Source organism: Hymenobacter armeniacus (assembly GCF_014699055.1).
GTDB classification, from domain to species: domain Bacteria; phylum Bacteroidota; class Bacteroidia; order Cytophagales; family Hymenobacteraceae; genus Hymenobacter; species Hymenobacter armeniacus.
Map to the genome: position 1 here is coordinate 432,137 of NZ_JACXAC010000001.1, position 21,716 is coordinate 453,852.

The following is a 21,716-nucleotide window of genomic DNA, read 5'->3' on the forward strand; positions in this document are numbered from 1 at the left end:
GAAGGGGGCAAAGGTCAGGTGTGAATGGTGTGACAAATGTACATACATTTAATGTTTATACATTGTTTACCTGAAAAAAGTTTACGCTCTCCCCATTAGGTTGGGCGGCCTTGCCCACAGGCCAGCCGGTACCTTTGCCGGCCACCATCTTTGGCCTCCGCCCACATGATTCGTACGGTAATCTTCGACATGGACGGCGTCATCATCGACACCGAGCCCATTCACCACAACGCCTTTTTCTCCTTGTTTGCCGAGCTGGGCATTCCGGTTTCCGATGCCGAGTACGCCACGTTCCTGGGCAAATCGACCCGCAACGTGTTTCAGCTGCTCAAGCACAAATACCAGCTGGCGCCCGCTGTGGAAACCATGGTCATGCGCAAGCGCGAGCTGTTCAACGCCACCTTCGACCACGACGCCGACCTCGACCTGCTGCCCGGCGTGCGCGCCCTCATCGAAGACCTGCGGCGGCACGACGTGCAGCTGGTGGTGGCTTCCTCGGCTTCCAAGGCCACCATTGCGCGGGTGTTCGACCGGTTCGGGTTGGCCGATTATTTCACTCACCGCATCAGCGGCGAAGATTTCGAACGCTCCAAGCCCGACCCGGCCATCTTTCTGCGCGCCGCCGAGCTGGCCCACACGCCCGTCGGCGAGTGCATCGTCATTGAAGACTCGGCCAACGGCGTGACGGCGGCCAAGGCGGCCGGCATCTACTGCATCGGCTACGCCAGCGAGCATTCGGCCGGGCAGGACCTGCACCACGCCGACCGCATCATCCGGCATTTCGACGAGCTCACGGCCCCCGAAATCGAAGCCATCACGCCGGCTTAATTCTGCTCAAACGTCCAAAGGGCCGCTTTCATATGCAGCAAAAAGCCCCGCACCAGAAGTGGTGCGGGGCTTTTTGGCATCAGGCGGTTTCGTTTACTCCTTCAATAGGCGGTGCGTTTCGACGACGTTCCCGTCGGTGAGCTGGAGCACGTAGGCACCCGCGGGCAGGTGGGCAATGGGCAGGGCCTGCGGGGCCTCGCCGGGGTTGTGCAGGCGCTGCTGCCAGAGGGTGCGGCCATCCAGGCCAAACAGGGTGAGCGTGACCTGCACGGGTTTGCCCGCAAAGGTCAGGAACGCCTGGTCCTTGGCGGGGTTGGGGTGCAGGGTGGCCAGGGGGCCGGCCTTGCCGGTGGCCCGCAGGCTCACAACGGGGCTGTAAGTGGCCTGGCCGTCGTGGTCCAGCTGCCGGAGGCGGTAATAGAACGTCACATTGGGCTCCAGCTTGCGGTCGATGAACTGGTAGGCAATGCTGCGCGAGGAAATGCCCTGGCCCGCCACAAAGCCCAACTGCTCAAAGGTCTTGCCGTTGCGGCTGCGCTCCACCTGAAAACCGGTGTTGTTGTGCTCCTGCGCCGTTTCCCAGCTCAGCAGGCCGTCGGAGCCCTGCAGCGCCGCCGCAAAGCGCGTCAGCGTCACCGGCAGCGAGGTATTGCCGTCGACCACGGTGAACTGCCCAAAGCCCGTGAAGGTGGCCGTGTAGGCAATGACGCCGGTGGTGGCGCTGTTGTCGACGACGGACGTAGGGGCCACGATGCGCGCCCCACCCGAGTTCAAGGTGCCCGCCAGGCTCACGCCGTTGTCGGCTTGCAGAATCTTCAAGGTGGTTTTGTTGGCGAAGCCGGCCAGCTCGGCCGCCGTGAAGTAGAACGTGGTGGTGTGCGTGGCGGTGGCATTGGCCGGCGATGGGCTCAGCAACATCACCTTCTGCGCCCGGAAATACGTGCCTTTGGGGGTGGTCAGGGTGCTCTGGCCCGTGCCGGCCTGCGCCACGCTGGCCGTCAGGCACGCCACGGGCTGGCTGAGGTTGCTCACGCGGGCCAGCAGCTGGTACTCGTTGTTTTTGAAAAACATCTCGCCGAGGGTGGCCGGGGCGGGCGCCGAAACGGACAGGCCCGCCTGCGTGGCCACCTGGGCGCCTTTGCGGCGGCCCGTCACCACCACGTCGTCAATCAGCAGGGGCACGCCGGCCCCGTCCAGGTTGTCGTTGAACCAGATGAAGGACGGCCGGAAGCTGGTGGCCGTGCCCAGCAGGGCGCTCAGGTCCAGCCCGCTCACGGTCACCACGGCACTGCCGTTGGCATAATAGGCGTAGGGATTGAGGCGGTCAGAACCCAGGTAATAAATGGAAGAGCCGATGATGAGGCCCACGCGGCCGTAGTCGTACAGCGCCGGGCCACTCGGCGGCACGAGGTAATATTCGCCTTCCACCTTGTATTTAAAGCTCAGCCGCAGGTCGGTGTAGTCGGTTATGTCGAGCGTTGGGGCGGCCAGGATGCGCGCCGCGGTGCGGGAATTGGTGTAGGCGTAGGGCTTGGTGGCGGCGTTGTTGGTGATGTAGGCCGCGTTGCCGGACACGCCGGTGCCGCCGTTGGCGCCCACCGCCCACGTGTTCGAGCCTTGGTCGCCGTTCAGCACCAATTGGCTCCAGCCCGTGGGCAGCGCGGCGGCGGCGTCGAAGTTTTCCGACAGCAGCGTGACCGTCGAAATGGCCGTGGTGCCGATGGGAGCGGGCACGGCGTCGTTGTCCACAATCGAGAGGGTATGGGTTTGGTTGTTGACGCCCGCCGTGGCCGTGCCGCCGTTGGCGTTCACGGTGAAGCCCAGCACGACGGTTTCGGTGCTTTCCGTCAGCAGGTCGTCGGTCAGCGTCACAAGCATGCTTTGCGTGCCCGACTGCCCGGTTGCAAACGTGAGCGAGGCCGGCGAAATCGTGTAGTCCTGGCCCTGCGTGGCCGTGCCGCTCAGCGTGAACGTGATGGTCGTGGCCGCGGTCGAGGCCGTTCCCAGCCGCAGGTTTACTGCCACGGTCCGGGTGGCGGTGCAGCCGCTGCCCAGCGTGGCCGCCTCCAACTCGGTGCTTTGGCCGAGGGCAAACTCCACCGTGGGCCGGCACCCCGAAGAAGTGCCCACGCCCACGCCAAACCAGGCGTTGGTGACCTGCTGCACTTCGTTGGAACACGCGCCGTACAGCGTGATGGCGGCATTGATGGAGGCCGCGCGGGCGGCAGCGTAGTCCGAATTGGCCGTCAGGCTCAGCTCGGTCAGGTAGGCAATAGCCTGCGATTTCAGAAAGCCCAAGCCCGTCACGCTGTAGGCATTGCCCTTGTCGTTGACGCCCGACTCGCCCTGGGTTATCAGAAAAAACCATTTGTTCAGCACGCCGCTGTTGTAGTGCACGCCGCAGTTGTCGTTGAGGGTGGAGCTGGGGAAGGGGCAGCCCGCTATCGACGTGCTTTGCCAGAAGTCGCCTTCGTACGTGTCGGGGTCGCCGGCCAGGTTGGGGGCTTGCATGCTGCGCAGGAAGCCGCCCGGCTGCGCGGCAATTTCTTCGCCCAGCAGAAAGTAGCTTTTCGGCAAGCCGGAATAATTTTCCACGCAAGCCGCCCAGATGTCGCTGAAGCCCTCGTTGAGGCCGCCCGACTCGCGGGCGTACACCAGCGCGGCCGTGGCCTGGCACACGCCGTGGCCCAGCTCGTGGGCGCACACGTCCAGCGAGGTCAGCGGCCGGAAGCCGTTGGCGTTTGCCAGGGTGAGGTAGCTGCCGTCGCCGTAGTACATCGCCGAGCCCGACCAGAAGGCGTTGTCGTAGTTCTGGTTCACGTGCACGAAGCTTTTCATGTCGCCGTTGGCGTTGTTCCAGCTGCTGCGCCCGTGAATGTTTTTCCAGTAGTCGCTCACCAGCTCGGTGCCAAACTGCACGTCCACGGCGGCGTTGTCGAAGTTGGCGTTGTTGAATTCGGCGCTGCTCCAGTTGTTGTCGGCATCGGTAAATTCCACGGCCCCCGCGTCGTTGGCCGTGTTGCGGGTAAGCCGGCGGTAGTTGAGCGTGATGATGTTGTGCCCGTTGCGGGTTTCGCGCAGGCGAAAGCTCGTGCCGGTATTGTCGGTGGTAATGTTGACCCGGCCCGAATAGCGCGAGTCGCCCGCCCCGGGGGCGTTCACGTGCTTGATGATGGCGTCGCGCAACAGCACCGCGCCGGTGGCGGCGTCCACGTACACGTAGTCGCGCGAGAGCGGCTCGTCGGCGTACACGTCAAATTTCCAGGCCAGGTGCAGGCCGCCCCGCTTGTGCAGCACGTCCTCCACGATGACCAGCTCGCCGCGGGGCTTCTGAAATTCGGGGTTGCTGCCCGTGTAGCCCTGCCACACGTATTTGCGGGCGCCCACGTGGGCCATGGCCTGCTGCAGGGCGGCGGGCTCGCTCAGGCTGGCGGCGGTGGCCACGTTGTCGACGGCGTAAAACTCCAGCTGCATGCTGGCCACCTGCCCGCCGCTGGAAACGATGCGCGCCGACCCGTGCTCCACCTTGATGCCCCGGTAGTATTGCTGCACGCGCTGCACCGCCACGCCCGGTCCGGCAGCGGTGGTGCCGGCCGGGCGCAGCTGGTCGATGCCGCTTCGCAGCTGCAGCTGCTGGCCCAGCCAGCCCACCGCGTTGTCGGCCGGCAGCCCCCGCGCGCCGAAACTGATGGCGGCCTGGGCGGGTTGGCGCGGGTTGAGCTCCACCTGAGCGCCCAGCGTCTGGTTTGGCGCCTGGCGAAGGGCGGCCTGCAGCCGGGCCAGCGAAGGCGCGGGCGCGCGATCGGCCGGCTGTTGGGCCCAGGCCCCGGCACTTAGAAATAGGGGAATGAAGGCGAGGTAAAAGTGTTGTTTCATGGCCTACGCTTAAGGTTTCGGAAAAGGGCGTGGCTCCATGCGGGGCAGGCGCAGGCGAGCCACCTGCTACTCCATCGGAGGAGTAGAACTAGTATAGTAATTTCCGAATTTAAGAATATATTCCGGCAATAATGCTAATATATAATAAATATAGTATATTATTTTATAAATGTTTAGCTCATTAAGTATTTGTTCCCTGATTTGCAGTATGTTATGTACTTGTTTTTAGCAGTTCAGCCTCTGTCATCAAGTACGCTGCGTCTGCCGTCCCAGGCGTGGAGTGCATTGCTGGGCAAGAAAAGCGCGATGACGCAATCAGCCCAGGACAAAGCCGGTTAGAAGCGTCCTAGCTCCCCGTAGCCAAACGTCCATTCCGGCGTGTCGAACTCGGCCTCCGCCGGCCCCGGCACGGCAAACCAGGCGCCCAGCTTGGGGGCGGCCACGTTGCGCAGCAAGTGGATGCTCTGGGCGGGCATGTAGCTCTGGGCCAGCAGCACGTACCGCTGATGCGTGGCCGGGTTTTCGGCCACGTCGACCACCAGCACGGCGTGACCCGGCGCCCCGCCGTGAATCAGCACATCGCCGGGCTGCACAGCCGCCAGGGGCGTGGGCCGCAGCTCCCGGCTGAGCGACAGCGTGCCCGCGTAGCCAAAGGTGGGCAGCAGGTAGCGGGCCAGGGCCGCGTGCGTCGGGGCCTCGGCGGGCCGGGTGGCGGGCAGCACCTGCTCGTTTGCCACCCGAAAGGTTTTGCCGGCCACGAAGTCCGAGAACCAGAAGTCGTAACCCGTGGTGAGGTGGAAGTGCACCCGGTTGGGGTCTTGGCTGAACAGGTATTCGGCCCGCAGGCGAATCACGGCATCGGCGCACTGCTGCAGGTCTTTGGTGCCCACGTCGATGTCGAGCACGGCAGCCACCACGTCCTGCCGGTTTTTCAGGGCGCCGGTGTAGAGGCGCGCTTTCGTGCCCGCCGGCTTCAGCGGCAGGTAGCGCAGCCACTCGCCCCAGGAGCCGGCCACTACCGGCGCCCGGCGGCACCCCGCCGGGGCCGGAAACCGCGCCGCGAGCGACTGCGACGCCGCGCCCGGTGCGGCGAGCCACGGGTAGGAGAGGCCCACCGGACGCTCAGCCGGCGCGGGGCCCGCTTCCATCAGCAGAAAAGGCAGTGCCAGGGGCAGCAGCAAGCGACTGAGCAGCATACGCGAAAGCCAAAAAAGCCCGCAACGTGCGGGCTTTTTGGTAGCATTTCAACGCGGCTATAAAGCAATTATTTTGCCTTCGCCGTGGCTTTTTTCGCGGGAGCCTTCTTGGTTGCCGGTTTCTTGGCGGCGGTTTTCTTCGCGGCGGGCTTTTTGGCGGCAGCGGCTTTCTTGGCCGGGGCGTCGGCGTCCTTTTCCTCCTTGGCCGGCGCGGCTTTCTTGCCGAAACGGCCGCCTTTGGCCGGCTTGTCGGGGGTGGCGTCGGCCAGCTCCACGCAGCGCGCCAGGGTTAGCTCGGCCGGGTCTTCGCCTTTGGGAATCTTCACGTTTTTCTTGCCCGCCACGATGTACGGACCGAAGCGGCCGTTCAGCACCTGAATGTCGGGGTTTTCGGGGAAGGACTTGATGAGGCGCTCGGCATCAGCTTTGCGCTTGCCCTCAATCAGGGCCACGGCTTCCTCGGCGTTGATGGTGTGCGGGTCCTGCTCCTTGGTGAGGGAGTAGAACTTGCCATCGTGGCGCACATAAGGGCCAAAGCGGCCCAGGTTGGCCGTCATGTCCTTGCCTTCGAACTCGCCCACCACGCGCGGCAGCTTGAATAGCTCCAGGGCCTCCTCCAGCGTGATGCTTTCCAGAAACTGCCCCTTGCGCAGGTTGGCGTAGGCCGGCTTCACGTTGGGGTCCGACACGTCGCCCAGGGCCACGTAGGGGCCGTATTTGCCCAGGCGGGCCGTGATTTTCTCGCCCGTTTCGGGGTGCACGCCCAGGTCGCGGGCGCCGCTCACGGTGCTGCGCTCAATGTCCTGCCCGGCCTCCACGGTGGCGTGGAACTTGTCGTAGAAGCCGGTCAGCATCTGCGTCCAGTTTTCGTGGCCGTTGGCAATCTGGTCGAACTCGTCCTCGACCTTGGCTGTGAACTGGTAGTCAATCACCGTGGGGAAGTGCGCCACCAGGAAGTCGTTTACCACCATGGCCGTGTCCGTCGGAAACAGCTTGGCTTTTTCGGCGCCATAATTCTCGGTTTTTACTTCGGTTTTCACCTCACTGCCTTCCAGCGTCAGCACATGAAATTTGCGCTCCTTGCCCTCGCGGGTGTCTTTTTCCACGTAGCCACGCTTCTGCACTGTGCTGATGGTGGGCGCATAGGTTGAAGGCCGGCCAATGCCCATTTCTTCCAGCTTCTTCACCAGCGACGCTTCGGTGTAGCGGGGCGGGGGCGATGAGAACCGCTCGGTGGCGCTCAGCCGCTGCAGCGGCAGCACCTGGCCCACGCTCAGTGGCGGCAACCCGCGCGAGAAGCTCGATTCGCCGTCTTGGGCTGCCTCTTCCTCGTCGTCGTCTTTGCTTTCGGCATACACTTTCAAAAAGCCCTCGAAGGTGATGACCTCGCCCGTGGCCGAAAACGTGGTGCCCGGCTGCGTGCTGATGCCGATAACCGCCGTGGTGCGCTCAATCACGGCCTCCGCCATCTGCGAAGCCATGGCCCGCTTGCGAATGAGGTCGTACAGCCGCTGCTCCGACGCATCGGAACCGGCTTTTACCGCCCCAAAATCGGTGGGGCGAATGGCTTCGTGGGCCTCCTGGGCCGAGGCCGACTTGGTTTTGAAGTTGCGCTGCTGGTGGTACTCGGCGCCATAAGCCGCCGTGATGGCGGCCTGCGCGCCGGCTTGGGCTTCCTGCGAGAGGTTCACCGAGTCGGTACGCATGTAGCTGATTTTGCCGGCTTCGTACAGCTTCTGGGCCACGCTCATGGTCTGGGCCACCGAGTAGCCCAGCTTGCGCGAAGCCTCCTGCTGCAAAGTCGACGTGGTAAACGGCGCGGCGGGGCTGCGCTTGCCGGGCTTTTTGTCCAGGCTTTCAATCTGATATGTCGCCCCCACGCACCGGCCCAAAAACGCTTCGGCTTCTTCGCGGGTCTTGTAGCGGGTGGGCAATTCGGCTTCCAGCACCGCGCCGCGGCCGGCATCGAAGCGGGCCACCACGCGGTAAGCGCTGGCGCTCAGAAAGCTGGCCACTTCGCGCTCGCGCTCCACCACCAGCCGCACGGCCACGCTTTGCACGCGGCCGGCGCTCAGGCCCGGCTTCACTTTCTTCCACAACACGGGACTCAGCTCGAAGCCCACGAGGCGGTCGAGCACGCGGCGGGCCTGCTGGGCGTTCACCAGGTCCTGGTTCACCTCGCGCGGGTTGGCAATGGCGCCGAGGATGGCGTTTTTGGTGATTTCGCGGAAGACGATGCGCTTGGTTTTGGCCAGGGGCAGGTTCAGCGTTTCGGCCAAGTGCCACGAAATGGCTTCGCCCTCGCGGTCATCGTCACTCGCCAACCACACCATTTCGGCCTCTTTGGATAGTTTTTTTAGCTGCGCAATCAACTCGCGCTTGTCGGCCGACACCACGTACGTGGGCTTAAATCCGTTGGCGATGTCGATGGCGTTGTTGTCCTTCGGCAGGTCGCGCACGTGGCCGTAGCTGGAGCGCACCACGAAATCCTGGCCGAGATAGCCTTCAATGGTTTTGGCCTTGGCCGGCGACTCGACGATAACTAAATTCTTGACCATGTGGGCGGGTAAGGGGAACGACAAGCCGGTGCGGGTAGTCGGAAACTGAAACGGCCAGTCGTAGCGAAATGTTAAAATTGGCCGCAAAGATGCCGGAATATTCCTGGCCGATGCATACCTAGCAATAATCTGGCCGCGTCCGGACCGATTCAACACCCCAACCGACCGCCTGAGTTCATTGCATTTTTCGCCGAATCCGGCCTTTGCGTATTGCGGCTGAAGACGCGTAACTTCGCCTCCCGTTTTGTCCTTCTTTCCTTCGATTGATACCTATACTATATGGCTTCCCCCAAGTCTCCGCAAGCTAAGCCCCGCCGCACCCCCGAAGTGGAGGCCCCAGACGTTGACACCGGCGGGAAGCCGGACGCCGGCGCGGTGTCGGCGCTCGACGTGGTGCGCACCAACAACGACCTGACCCGCAAAAAAGGCGGCTCGCGCGGCTCCATCGACACCCAGGACCCCGGCTACGTCAACGACCAACTGAACCGGGTGCTTTACGCGCTCGACGCCTTTAAGAAAGGCGACGTGTCGGTGCGCCTCACCAAGCAAAACGACGACATCTTTGCCGAAATCGCCGAGGCGTACAACTCGATGGTGGACATGATTGCCGGCGTAGGCGGCGAGGTGTCGCGCATCTCGAAAGTGGCCGGCGTGGAGGGTAACCTCAAGGCCCGCGCCTCGTCGGACGGCGCCGCCGGCTTCTGGCGCGACATGGTGAACAACATCAACGGCCTCGTGGATAGCATCGCCGTGCCGGTACTCGAAGTGGGCAAGGTGTTGAAAAACATCAGCCGCGGCAACCTGGACGAAAGCTTCCAGATTCCGGTATCGGGCGACTTCAAGCTGATGGCTGAAACCATCAACAAAACCATTGACAACCTGAACATCTTCGCCGGCGAGGTAACCCGCGTGGCCCAGGAAGTAGGCACCGAAGGCAAGCTGGGCGGCCAAGCCTCGGTACCCAACGTGGGCGGAATCTGGAAAGACCTGACCGACAACGTAAACAACATGGCCTCGAACCTCACCGTGCAGGTGCGGGACATTGCCAACGTGGCCACCGCGGTAGCTAAAGGCGACTTGTCACAGAAAATCACCGTTGACGTAAAGGGTGAATTCCTGCAGCTGAAGCAGAACCTAAACCAGATGGTGGACTCGCTCAACCTGTTCGCCGGCGAGGTAACCCGCGTGGCCCAGGAAGTGGGCACCGAGGGTAAGCTCGGTGGCCAAGCAAGCGTGCCCAACGTGGCTGGTGTGTGGAAGGACCTGACGGACAACGTAAACAACATGGCCAGCAACCTGACTTCTCAGGTGCGGGACATTGCCAACGTGGCCACGGCCGTAGCCAAAGGCGACCTAAGTCAGAAGGTAACGGTAGATGTGAAAGGCGAGCTGCTCCAGCTGAAGCAGAACCTGAACCAGATGGTGGACTCGCTGAACCTGTTTGCCGGCGAAGTAACCCGCGTGGCCCAGGAAGTGGGCACGGAAGGCCGCCTCGGCGGCCAGGCCGTGGTACCGAACGTGGCCGGCGTGTGGAAAGACCTGACGGACAACGTAAACTACATGGCCAGCAACCTGACTTCTCAGGTGCGGGACATTGCCAACGTAGCTACGGCCGTAGCAAAAGGCGACCTGACTCAAACGGTTACCGTCGATGTAAAAGGCGAGTTCCTGCAGCTGAAGCAGAACCTGAACCAGATGGTGGCGTCGCTGAACCTGTTTGCCGGCGAAGTAACCCGCGTGGCCCAGGAAGTGGGCACCGAGGGTAAGCTCGGTGGCCAAGCAAGCGTGCCGAACGTGGCCGGTGTGTGGAAGGCCCTCACCGACAACGTAAACGACATGGCCGCGGCTCTCACCTCGCAGGTGCGCGACATTGCCAACGTGGCAACGGCCGTAGCCCGCGGCGACTTGAGCCAGAAGATGACGGTGAACGTGAAGGGCGAAATCCTGGAGCTGAAGAACATCCTCAACCAGATGGTGGACTCGCTCAACATCTTCGGCGACGAAGTAACCCGCGTGGCCCGCGAGGTAGGTACCGAAGGTAAGCTCGGTGGCCAAGCCGTGGTGCCCCGCGTCGGTGGTACCTGGAAGGAGCTGACCGACAACGTGAACACGATGGCCAGCAACCTGACCTCGCAGGTGCGAGACATTGCCAACGTAGCCACCGCCGTATCGAAGGGCGACCTTTCGCAGAAGATTACGGTAGACGTAAAAGGCGAACTGCTCGACCTGAAGGACAACCTCAACCAGATGGTGGACTCGCTCAACATCTTCGCCGGCGAAGTAACCCGCGTGGCCCGCGAAGTGGGCACCGAAGGGATTCTGGGCGGCCAGGCCAACGTGCCGAAAGTATCGGGCACTTGGAAGGATTTGACGGACAACGTGAACACGATGGCCTCGAACCTGACCTCGCAAATGCGCGACATTGCCAACGTGGCAACCGCGGTTGCTAAAGGGGACTTGAGCCAGAAAATCACGGTAAACGTGCGCGGCGAGCTTCTCCAGTTGAAGGAAAACCTCAACGAAATGGTGGACTCGCTCAACACCTTCGGTGACGAAGTGACCCGCGTGGCCCGCGAAGTGGGTACGGAAGGCAAGCTCGGCGGCCAGGCCAAAGTGCCCAACGTGCGCGGCACGTGGAAGGACTTGACGGACAACGTAAACACGATGGCCAGCAACCTGACTTCTCAGGTACGGGACATTGCCAACGTGGCCACCGCTGTATCGCGCGGCGACTTGAGCCAGAAAGTTTCGGTAAATGTCAACGGCGAGCTACTCGACCTGAAGGACAACCTGAACCGAATGGTGGACTCGCTCAACATCTTCGCCGGCGAGGTAACCCGCGTGGCCCAGGAAGTGGGCACCGAGGGCAAGCTCGGCGGCCAGGCCTCCGTGCCCGGCGTGGCCGGCGTGTGGAAGGAACTCACCGACAACGTAAACTACATGGCCTCCAACCTCACCACGCAGGTGCGGGGCCTGGTGAAAGTAGTAACCGCCGTATCGAAAGGCGACTTGACGCAGAAGCTGACGCTGCAAGCCAAAGGCGAAGTGGCCGACCTGGCCGACACCATCAACAGCATGGTGGACGACCTGAACCGCCTGGCTTCGGAAGTAAGCCGCGTGGCGAAAGTGGCCGGGGTAGAAGGCAAGCTGACCGAACGTGCCACGGTAGGTGGAGTGTCGGGCTCCTGGAAAGAGCTGGTGGACACGCTCAACCAGCTCATCGAAAGCATTGCCTCGCCAGTGCTGGAAGTGAGCCGCGTGGTGCGCGCCATCTCGGAGGGCGACCTGACCCAGCGCGTGGAAGTGCCAACCACCGGCGACATCCTCGCCATGGCCAACGCCCTTAACCTCGCCGTGGAAAACCTGAACGAGCTGCTCGGCGAAATCAACGATTCGTCGCAGATTGTAGGTACTTCGTCGGAAGAAATGGCCGGCAAAGGCCAGGAAATGAGCCGCGTAACGGTCGACGTGGCCCTGGCCATGCAGCAAATGGCCGAAGGCGCTCAGAATCAGGCTTTGAAAACCGACCAGGCCTTCAAGCTGATTGAAGAAATCATGCAGGCCACCAAGGAAACGGCCAACAAGGCCGACGTGGTGAACAAATCGGCTATCCTGGGTGAGCAAACCTCGCAGCTCGGTCTGAAAACGGTGGCCGAAGTGGTGAAAAACATGGAAGAAATATCCAGCGCCGCCTCGCAGACCTCGCGCACCATCGAAGTACTCAGCACCCGTTCGGGTGAAATCAGCAAGTCGCTGGGTGTGATTACCGACATCGCCTCGCAAACCAACCTGCTGGCCCTGAACGCCGCCATCGAAGCCGCCCGCGCCGGGGAAGCCGGCCGCGGTTTCGCGGTGGTAGCCGAGGAAATCCGCAAGCTGGCCGAAGGCTCCCGCAAATCGGCCAACGAAATTGCGACGCTGGTGGAAGACGTGAAAAAAGATACGTCGTCGGCCGCTACCGCTATTTCGACCATGGAAAACCGTGTGCTCAAGGGCAAGAACGCCACGTTCGAAGCCAGCTCGGCCTTTAAGAACATTGCCACCAGCTCCGGCGAAACGCTCCGCACCTCGCGCGACATTCTCACGGCTACCGAGGTGCAGAAAACCTCGATTGGCGACGTGGTGAAGTACGTGGAAGAAGTAGTAGCCATTGCCGAGCAGACGGCTACCGGCACGCAGCAGGTGGCCGGCACCGCCAAGCAGCTCTCCACGGCCATGCAGGAGCTGACCACCAGCTCCCAGCGCCTCACCGACATTGCCGACGACCTGCAGGCCGGCCTCGAAACTTTCCAGCTCAGCTCTTATACCTACGAGCCGGAACCCGAGCCCCAGCCCGTGCGCCGTCCCATTGCCCGCGACGGCTACCGCACCCGCGAAACCACGTACGCCGCCGAGCCGCAAAATGGCATGGCGCCTCGCCGCCGTGGCCAGCAAGTCGAGCAGGAGGCACCGACCGCCAGCAACGGCCGTCAGAACGGTATGGCCCGCCGGATGCCCCGTCACGAAGCAGAAGTCCAGACTGCCGCGCCGGCAGCGCGGCGGTCGGCGCGTCCGGCACGGGCCGAAGCACCTGCCGCCCCCGCCAACAACCCAAACCAGGCTGCCGTTGCGCGGCGTGAGGCACGGGCGGCAGCTAAGCCCGCTCCCGAGCAGCCCAGAAACGGCCAGGACAACGGCAACGGTGCAGCCAAAAAAAACGCCCCTAAGGCCAAAGCCAAGAAATAATCGTCAATCCACTGCCTAGCTTTTTATTGTTTTCCGCATGGCCGAGATTGAATTAGCCGCCGTACCCAAACCCGAACGCGCCAAACCCGCTGAGCTGGTTCAACTCATTGTGTTTCGGCTCGGCGACGAAGACTATGGCATCCGCATCGAGCAAGTAAAGGAAGTCACCGTGACTCCGGAAGTGGCTCGAATGCCCAAAACGCCGCCCTTTATTAAAGGCATTGCCAACCTACGGGGCGACATCATCGCCATTCTGGACCTGGAAGAGCGGTTTCGGCTTCGGCCGGCTGGCCGCCCCATTCCGGAGCGCAGCTACACGGTGGCCGTGGAGGCCGCCGACTACACGCTCGGGCTGATGGTACGCGAAGTGCCGCGCCCGTTCACGTTGCCCCTGAGCCAGATAGAGCCCGCGCCGGAGTTTGTGCAAGACGCCACCACCCGCGACAAATACCTGGAAGGCATTGCCAAGCTGCCAGAGGGCGGCATCATCATCGTGCTGGACATGCGCAAGCTCCTCACGCCCAGTGAGGTGATGCGATTGCCAGGCAAAGCGGCATCTTCGTAGCCGCTGAGCCGTACAACGCCGGGCCGGGCTATGTAGCCTTGGCCGTTTTCCCGTTACATTTCCATGTCACCCAATTCCATGAATAAGCGCATCCTCATCGTCGACGACTCTTTTTACATGCGCACGATGCTCAAAAACATGCTCACCGATGCCGGGTACGAGGTGGTGGGCGAAGCCGCCAATGGCGCGCAAGCCCTGGAGATGGCCACCGCCACTACCCCCGACCTCATTACCCTCGACGTGATTTTGCCCGATAACACCGGCCTCGACGTGCTCAAGAGCCTGCGTCAGTCGCAGCCTTCGGCCAAAGTGGTGATGTGCAGCGCCGTGGGCCAGGAAGTTATCGTGAACGAAGCCATCGAGAACGGCGCCCTCGCCTACATCGTGAAGCCGTTTTCGGAAGAGAAAGTGTTGGAAATTGTGGGGGCGGCGCTGAAAAGCGACTCTCCGGAACAGGCTGCCTAAGGTGCTCTTCTTCTGCCTCGTCGCAACGCCGCCACTCACCCGCAAGGGTGGGGCAGGGTTGCGCGCGGCACTGTGTGCGCAGGCCATTTCAATGACCGACGGCCTATGAAAACGCGCGACCAGGAATACCGGGAGATGTTTATGGCGGAGGCCCTGGAGTACTACGACTCCATGAGCCGACACCTGAGCGAGCTCGAACGCAACCCCAACGCGGGCCCGGCACTCAATGAGCTTTTCCGGCTCATGCACAACCTCAAGGCGAACGCCCGGGCCATGGGTTTCAACGACCTGGGAGAAGTCGCTCACCACTTGGAAACGCTGTTCGGCCTCATCCGGGACCAGGAACGGACGTTCAGCGGGTCGCTCATTCGGGTGGTGTTTGCCGGCGTAGATGCTTTGGGCAACATGATTCGGGCCGTGGGCGCCAACCAGCCCTTGCCCGATGCCACCGCCCTGCTCGAAAACCTCGACCGGCTGGTGCGCGGCGAAGAGCCCATCCTCGACGAAACCGAAGCGGCGGAAACCGAAGAGGAATCCAATAAAAAAATGGAGCTATCCGACCTGGTGTACATCCAGGTGAAGAAGCTCGACAACCTGCTCAACTTGGTGGGCGAATTGGTGATTGACCGCGACCGGATAATGACCCTGGCGCAGGAGCTCGACAACCCCGCCCTGCTGGCCACGGCCCAGCACCTGTTCCGCATCTCCGACGACTTGCAGTACAGCGTGATGGACGCCCGCCTGGTAGGCGTGGGCGTGCTGCTGAACAAGTTTCCCCGCGTGGTGCGCGATGTGGCCTCCGCCGAAGACAAGGAAGTGGAACTCACCCTGAGCGGGCAGGATGTGCAGATTGACCGCAATATTCTGCAAATCATCACCGATGCGCTGCTGCACTTGGTGCGCAACGCCGTCAGCCACGGCCTCGAAACCAAAGAGCAGCGCGCCAAAGCCGGCAAGCCGCCCGTGGGCCGGCTCACCCTTTCGGCCCTGACCGAGCGCGACGACGTGCTCATTCAGGTGGGCGACGACGGCCGCGGCATCGACACCGAATCGGTGCGGCGCAAGGCCGTGGAGCGCGGCCTGACCACGGCCAGCGCGGCGGCCGGCCTGAGCGAGCAGGCCGTATGGGCTTTTCTCTTTGAGCCGGGCTTTTCGATGGCGCAGCAGGTAACCGACATCTCGGGCCGCGGCGTGGGCCTCGACGTGGTAAAGCTGGCCCTCGATTCGCTGGGCGGCCAGCTCCGCGTGGAATCGCAGTTGGGCGTAGGCACCACGTTCACGCTGGTGCTGCCCACGTCCATTGCCGTGAAAGGCGCGTTGCTGGTGGAAGTGGAGGAGCGGCCCTATGCCGTGCCCCTGCTGCACACCGACACGGTGCTGTCGCTGCACCCCGGCCAGATTTCGGTGGTGGGCGGCGTGATGGTTACGCATTTTCAGGAGCAGTCGGTACCGCTGGTGCCCCTGCGCCAGCTGCTGTACGACGAAGGCGACGGGCCCCTGCCCCTGGCCACGCGCGACGACATCGTGGGCCCCCAGCAGGTGCTGGTGGTCAATTACAATAACCGCCGGCTGGGCTTGGTGGTTGACCGGTTTATCCGGCAGCAAAACATTGTCATTAAACCCCTGAGCAAGCCGCTGGACACCATCGACCTGTTTGGGGGAGTTACCCTGCTGGGCAGCGGGCAGGTGTGCCTGGTGCTGGACGTGCCCGCCCTGACCCGGTTGTTCCTAAACAAACGCCCCTAAGTTTTCCTTTTTTCACCTTCAGTCCTCGCTGCTGCACTTTCCCTTTCTTCGACGCTATGGATTTATCGATGACAGATTTAGAGCGAGATATAATCCGCGAGATTTTGAACATCGGCTTGGCGCGCGCCGCCGATTCGTTCGCCGTCATTGCCCAGGAGCGCGTGTTGTTGGAAGTGCCCAACATCGACCTGCTGATGAGCGAGGACATCATGCGCAAAGTGCGTGAGTACCAGTCGCGGCACGTAGCCATTCAGTCCGACATTCGCGGCGACTTCAACGGCACCACGCTCATGTTTTTCTCGGGGCAGCACATTCAGCGCCTGTCGCGGGTGTGCCTGCGGATGAACGCCCCCGAAGCGCTGGAAGTCAATGAGCTGCAGGAGTCGCTGCTGCTCGAAATCAGCAACATCATTACTGGGGCCTTGGTCACGCAATTGGCCAATATTCTGAAAGCCAATATCTATGGCGCGCCGCCCACGGCGCCGCGCGGCGACATTGCCGACATGATGCAGAACCTGCTGCCCCAGCAGCAACTGCAGCCGCTGATTTTTTCGGTTATCACGCAGTTTTCCGATAAAGACAACATGGTGGAATTGCCGCTCATGTTGTTTTTTGACCGCGTGACGTTTGCCAAAATTCTCGAAATCATTCGCAGCTACGATTTCCTGGGCAGCCAGATGTCGGCGTAAAGTAGAGTAGCGCCTTTGTTGAATGTGAACGTCATGCTGAGCCTGCCGAAGCAGCTCTACCGCAGCAGTATGTAGGTACTTGCGCGGTAGAGCTGCTTCGGCAGGCTCAGCATGACGTTCTGCTTTGGCGTATTGCACGCCCCAACCCCAATCAATCCAAATTCATCCCTTTTCCCATGTCTAAAAACGACGCGGCCTTGGCCCAAAAAATAGCTTCTTTCGACCCCAACGCACCCGGCGACGTGGCCGGCGGCCTGTTTGGCTTGCCCTTCACCCCGGAAGAGGCCCGGGTGGTGGTGGTGCCCGTGCCGTGGGAAGTGACGGTGAGCTACCGTGCCGGCACCGCCGAAGGCCCCGCCGCCATCCACGAAGCTTCCCTGCAGGTTGACCTCTACGACCCCGACCTGCCCGAGGCCTGGAAGCTGGGCTTGGCCATGGAGGCAGAAGACGAAGCCATTGCCGCCGCCAGCCGCCAACTGCGCCCCAAGGCCGCCGATTACATCGAATGGATAGAAGCCGGCGAGCCCGAAGAGGGCCTGAAAAAGCACGGCGGCGTGCCCGGCCAGGTGACGGTGGAAGGCGAAAAAATGCTGAACTGGCTCAAGGACAAAACCGGCGCCCTGCTCGACGCTGGCAAAAGCGTGGTGGTGCTGGGCGGCGACCACAGTACGCCCCTGGGCTACCTGCACGCGCTGGCCGAGCGCCACGAGGAGTTTGCCATTCTGCAGTTTGACGCGCACTGCGACTTGCGCCCGGCTTACGAAGGCTTTAAGTACTCGCACGCCAGCATCATGTACAACGCGCTGGAGCTGCCGCAAGTTAAAAAGCTGGTGCAGGTGGGCATCCGCGACTACTGCCAGCAGGAGGCCGAGCTCATTGAGACGTCAAACGGCCGTGTGGCCTTGTTTGGGCAGCGCTTTCTGAGCGACGAGAAGTTTGCCAAGAAGTCCTGGAAGAAAGTGTGTGGCAAAATCATCGCCCAACTGCCCAAAAAGGTGTACATCAGCTTCGACATCGACGGGCTGGACCCCAAGCTCTGCCCCGGCACCGGCACGCCCGTGCCCGGCGGCTTGGAGTATGAGGAAGCCACCTACCTGCTGCGCGCCATCGTGCGCGAGGGCATCCAAATTATCGGGTGCGACCTCAACGAAGTAGCCCCCGGCGACACCGAGTGGAACGCCATCGTGGGCGCGCGCCTGCTCTACCAACTTTGCAACTGGATGGCCGTATCTCAGGGCAAATTGGCGGCCAAGGGCGTGGCCGCCGAGTAAGCTTCTTTCACCTCAACCGACGTTTTTATGCTGGGTTTTATTCTCAAAATTGTGCTCACGGCCGGGCTGGTGTATGGCCTGAGCATGGTGCTGCCGGGCGTGGCCTTGGGTAGTTTTGGCAGCGCCATCATCTTGGTGCTGGTGCTGGGCGTGCTCAACGCCGTGGTCAAGCCCATCCTCAAAATCCTGGGCTTTCCCATTACCGTGCTCACGCTGGGCTTGTTCCTGCTGGTCATCAACGTCATCATCGTGAAGCTGGCAGATTTCCTCATGACGAGCTTCGACGTGCACGGCTTTTTGAATGCGCTGATATTCAGCTTGGCGCTGTCGGTGGTGAATGCCCTGGTCGACTTGGTGGTCGACTAGCGACGCGCACCATTGCAATTAAAAAGCCCCGACTGCAACTGCGGTCGGGGCTTTTTTGTGACTGGTCCGTTGGCTTCAGGCCAGACGGCGGCGCCAGCGCCGCATGGCCACCCAGGACAGCGCCGCCACCACCAGCAGCGGCCAGATGCTGACGAGACCGATGAGCAAGCTCGTGAGCAAAGTCCAGCCGGAGTAGAAAGAATCGACCAAACGGCTGGCAAACGACACCACCGGCGCGTCGTGCACCGGCTGCACCAACGGCTGGTAGCAAATGAGCGAAATGGTGGAATAAGCCACTTCGTCGTTGAGCGTTTTGAGGCGGCTTTCGGTGCTTTCGATTTCTTCGCGCACTTCGCCAATTTTGCCTTCAATCTCCAGAATTTCGCTGATTTTGCGGGCGCGGCTTAGCAGGTCGACGTACCGCTTCTCGACGGCGCGCTTGGTGGCGAGGCGGGCCGCCACGTCGGCGTGCTGGGCCGTGACGTCGTCGGTGGTGAGCTTCTTTTCTTCCACCGTGCCCAGGCCACCGAGGGCTGCCATCAGGGCCTGAAAGCGCGCCGGCGCCACCCGAATGGTCATGGCCTGCCGCCACTCGCCGTCGGTGCGGGCCTCGGTGGCGGCGCTGAGGTAGCCGCCGGTGCGCCGCACCAAGCTGTCGAGGCTGGCACTGGCGCGGGGCAGGCTGACCACCTTCAAGCGCAAATCGGCGTGGTAGATGAGCAGCCGGGCCGGAACAACGGCCGCGGTGGGCACGGGCATTGGCGGGGCTTGCACGTCGGCGGTGGCGCTCTCGCTCCGCTGGTCGGGGCTAGCGGCGTCCAGAGGCGGTGCCATCATCACGTTTGCCTGAACGGAGTCAGCAACGGCTCCGCCAGCCTCTTTTTGCGCGTGGCTGCAGCCGCACAACCAGGCGGCCAGCCCGAGGGTAATCCCAAAGGTGTAGTTCATGTTTTTTCAGCAAGTGGTGAAAACCGGACCAGTAGCCGCGCGCCTTTCGGACCAACGCACCACGAACAAAATTTAATATAGCCGTCAAGCAAGAAACTGTTTCTGCGACTGCGAGGCTTCCGCACGGCTGGTCACGCCGGCGTCTGGTGCCGCAAGCGCCACCACCGAACGCCCCCCGTTACCACGCCTGCCACCAGCAGCAGGGGCCATAAATTGGTGAGGAGTACCAAAAAGCTCATCACCACCGACCACCCTTGGCCGAACGCCTCCCGGAACTGCGGCGCAAAAGCCGGCACCGGCGCGCTGGGCGCCGCGGAAGGCAGCAACTGCCGCACGTGCAGCGTGAGCGTGGCCCACCGGCCCTGCGCGCCAAACTGCTGCAAGCGGGTTCGCGCGTCGGTCACGTCGGCTTGCGCCCGGTGCTGCGCAGCCACCAAACGCTTCACTTCGGCCGCGTTCGTCGTTTTGGCCAGCAGTTGCTGGTATTTGGTTTGGGCCGTTTGTTGGTTGGCGAGGGCAGTGGTGGCCGCCAGGACATCGGCCGTGACGTCGGCCGACGTCACGTCTTTATTCTCGACGTGGCCCAGCTTGCCCAAGGCGGCTACCAGCCGCACAAATTTGGTTGGCGGCACTTTGATGGTCATCACCTGCCGGATTTGGCCGTCGGTGCGGGTTTCGTGGGCGGTGGCCAGGTAGGCGCCGTGCTCTTCCAGCAGGCTGTCGATGCGAGGGCTGGCCGTTTCGAAATCATCCACGGCCAGGTCCAGCTTGCCTTCGTACACCACGAGGCGAGCAGCGCTGGCGGCCGTAGCAACGGATGGGTCGGGGCCCGTTGCTAGCTCGGCCGTATCGGTCATCGCCCCGAGAGGCGCGGTGTTGGCCGAAGGGGCCACGGTAGCGGTTTGCGAGTCGGGCGTGGCGGCTTGTTCCTTCGCGGATTGGCTGCACCCCATCACTCCGAGCCCCAAGAGGGCCGGAAAAATCAGGTATTTCATCGGAAATTTTTGGGGAAAGCTGAAAGTGAAAACAACCAGCGGCGCAGCTGTCCCTTTATCCTGCCAGCCCCGTGGGGGTAACCCACGGATATCAAAAAAGCCCGCCATGTGAATGGCGGGCTTTTGAGGATGCAACCTGATACTGATTGACGAGCAAGTAATTACACCCGGCGAATTTCGGCACCCATCGCGTTCAGGCGTTGGTCGATGAACTGGTAGCCGCGGTCAATCTGCTCCACGTTGAGGATGGTGCTCTTGCCTTCGGCCGACAGTGCGGCGATGAGCAGGGCCACCCCGGCCCGGATGTCGGGCGAAGTCATGGTGATGCCGTGCAGCTGCTTTTGCTGGTCGAGCCCGATGACGGTGGCGCGGTGCGGGTCGCAGAGAATAATCTGGGCGCCCATGTCGATGAGCTTATCCACGAAAAACAACCGCGACTCAAACATCTTCTGGTGAATGAGCACCGTGCCTTTGGCTTGGCAAGCCACCACCAGCACAATGCTCAGCAAATCGGGCGTAAAGCCCGGCCAGGTGTGGTCCGACACCGTGAGGATGGAGCCGTCGAGGTAGGTGGCAATTTCGTAGTGTTCCTGGGCCGGGATGTGAATGTCGTCGCCCCGGAATTCGAGTTGAATGCCCAGCTTGCGGAACGTGTCGGGAATCAGGCCCAACTCCGGAATCTGGCAGTCTTTGATGGTGATTTCGGAGCCCGTCATGGCCGCTAGGCCGATGAAGGAGCCGATTTCAATCATGTCGGGGAGCATGCGGTGCTCGGTGCCGCCTAGGCTTTCCACGCCTTCAATGGTAAGCAGGTTGGAGCCAATGCCCTGAATCTTGGCACCCATGCGCACCAGCATGCGGCACAGCTGCTGCAGGTAGGGTTCGCAAGCGGCGTTGTAGATGGTGGTGATGCCCTCAGCCAGCACGGCCGCCATCAGGATGTTGGCAGTGCCGGTCACTGAGGCTTCGTCGAGCAGCATGTGCGTGCCGGTCAGCTTGCCGTCTACCTTGATGCGGTAGAAGTCTTTGCCTTCGAGGGTGAGCTTGCCGCCCAGCTTTTCGAGGCCCAGAAAGTGGGTGTCCATGGGCCGGCGGCCGATTTTGTCGCCGCCCGGCTTGGGCAGCTGGCAGCGGCCGTAGCGCCCCAGCATGGGACCCAGAATCATGACGGAGCCGCGCAGCGCGCCGGCCTGGGCCACAAACTCCGGCGTGTCCAGGTAATCCAGGTTCACGTTTTCGGCCTGAAACACGTAGGTGTCGGTGGCCAGTTTGCCCACTTTCACGCCCATGTCGCGCAGCAGCTCGATGAGCTTGTTGACGTCGCGGATGTCGGGAATGTTGCTGATGGTGACGGGCTCGGGGGTGAGCAGTACCGCGCAGAGAATCTGGAGGGCTTCGTTCTTGGCGCCCTGGGGCGTGATTTCGCCGCGCAGCTTTTTGCCGCCGCGTACTTCAAATGCAGCCATGTGTTTAGGAGAGAGTAAGATT

General features: G+C 62.2%; 14 protein-coding genes. 8 read left to right on the top strand and 6 right to left on the bottom strand.

The window, feature by feature from the left end:
• Nucleotides 1–165 precede the first annotated feature (165 nt).
• The gene (locus IC234_RS01895; RefSeq protein ID WP_190922135.1) at nucleotides 166–828 is read left to right on the top strand and encodes an HAD family hydrolase; all 663 of its coding nucleotides are present in this window, start codon (nucleotides 166–168) and stop codon (nucleotides 826–828) included.
• A 93-nt stretch (nucleotides 829–921) separates the two neighbouring features.
• On the opposite strand, the gene IC234_RS01900 is transcribed toward IC234_RS01895, so the two are convergent.
• The 3 genes from IC234_RS01900 to topA all read right to left on the bottom strand — a co-directional run bounded on the left by IC234_RS01900 (nucleotide 922) and on the right by topA (nucleotide 8,458).
• Nucleotides 922–4,704 carry a M4 family metallopeptidase gene (locus tag IC234_RS01900; protein ID WP_190922136.1) on the bottom strand — a complete coding sequence of 1,261 codons (3,783 nt, stop codon included), beginning with the start codon at nucleotides 4,702–4,704 and terminating at the stop codon, nucleotides 922–924.
• A gap of 335 nt (nucleotides 4,705–5,039) precedes the next feature.
• Nucleotides 5,040–5,900: a DUF4846 domain-containing protein gene (locus IC234_RS01905; RefSeq protein WP_190922137.1), complete on the bottom strand. Its 861-nt coding sequence runs from the start codon at nucleotides 5,898–5,900 to the stop codon at nucleotides 5,040–5,042.
• Nucleotides 5,901–5,968: 68 nt separating this feature from the next.
• Nucleotides 5,969–8,458 (bottom strand): type I DNA topoisomerase, encoded by a 2,490-nt coding sequence (topA, locus tag IC234_RS01910; protein WP_190922138.1) that lies wholly within the window; start codon nucleotides 8,456–8,458, stop codon nucleotides 5,969–5,971.
• A gap of 279 nt (nucleotides 8,459–8,737) precedes the next feature.
• Between topA and IC234_RS01915 the strand changes: the two genes are divergently transcribed.
• From IC234_RS01915 to IC234_RS01945, 7 genes are all read left to right on the top strand, one after another.
• Nucleotides 8,738–13,183 carry a methyl-accepting chemotaxis protein gene (locus IC234_RS01915; protein ID WP_223827425.1) on the top strand — a complete coding sequence of 1,482 codons (4,446 nt, stop codon included), beginning with the start codon at nucleotides 8,738–8,740 and terminating at the stop codon, nucleotides 13,181–13,183.
• A gap of 37 nt (nucleotides 13,184–13,220) precedes the next feature.
• Nucleotides 13,221–13,748 (top strand): chemotaxis protein CheW, encoded by a 528-nt coding sequence (locus IC234_RS01920; RefSeq protein WP_190922139.1) that lies wholly within the window; start codon nucleotides 13,221–13,223, stop codon nucleotides 13,746–13,748.
• A gap of 63 nt (nucleotides 13,749–13,811) precedes the next feature.
• Nucleotides 13,812–14,213, top strand: coding sequence for a response regulator (locus tag IC234_RS01925; RefSeq protein WP_223827426.1), 402 nt, complete (start codon nucleotides 13,812–13,814; stop codon nucleotides 14,211–14,213).
• Between the two features lie 105 nt (nucleotides 14,214–14,318).
• Entirely contained in the window at nucleotides 14,319–15,959 is a 1,641-nt protein-coding gene (locus tag IC234_RS01930; protein ID WP_190922140.1) for a chemotaxis protein CheA, read from the top strand.
• A gap of 56 nt (nucleotides 15,960–16,015) precedes the next feature.
• Nucleotides 16,016–16,648 (top strand): chemotaxis protein CheC, encoded by a 633-nt coding sequence (locus tag IC234_RS01935; RefSeq protein ID WP_223827427.1) that lies wholly within the window; start codon nucleotides 16,016–16,018, stop codon nucleotides 16,646–16,648.
• Nucleotides 16,649–16,824: 176 nt separating this feature from the next.
• Nucleotides 16,825–17,919 carry an agmatinase family protein gene (locus IC234_RS01940; protein WP_190922141.1) on the top strand — a complete coding sequence of 365 codons (1,095 nt, stop codon included), beginning with the start codon at nucleotides 16,825–16,827 and terminating at the stop codon, nucleotides 17,917–17,919.
• Nucleotides 17,920–17,946: 27 nt separating this feature from the next.
• Nucleotides 17,947–18,285 (top strand): phage holin family protein, encoded by a 339-nt coding sequence (locus IC234_RS01945; protein WP_223827428.1) that lies wholly within the window; start codon nucleotides 17,947–17,949, stop codon nucleotides 18,283–18,285.
• 75 nt (nucleotides 18,286–18,360) lie between these two features.
• Here the strand turns inward: IC234_RS01945 and IC234_RS01950 are convergent, their stop codons facing one another.
• From IC234_RS01950 to murA, 3 genes are all read right to left on the bottom strand, one after another.
• The gene (locus tag IC234_RS01950) at nucleotides 18,361–19,122 is read right to left on the bottom strand and encodes a DUF4349 domain-containing protein (protein WP_190922142.1); all 762 of its coding nucleotides are present in this window, start codon (nucleotides 19,120–19,122) and stop codon (nucleotides 18,361–18,363) included.
• A gap of 242 nt (nucleotides 19,123–19,364) precedes the next feature.
• A complete protein-coding gene (locus IC234_RS01955; protein WP_190922143.1) occupies nucleotides 19,365–20,228 on the bottom strand; it encodes a DUF4349 domain-containing protein in 864 nt (287 codons plus the stop codon).
• A gap of 161 nt (nucleotides 20,229–20,389) precedes the next feature.
• On the bottom strand, nucleotides 20,390–21,694 hold the full coding sequence (gene murA / locus IC234_RS01960) for a UDP-N-acetylglucosamine 1-carboxyvinyltransferase (RefSeq protein WP_190922144.1): 1,305 nt from the start codon (nucleotides 21,692–21,694) through the stop codon (nucleotides 20,390–20,392).
• Between the last annotated feature and the right edge of the window lie 22 nt (nucleotides 21,695–21,716).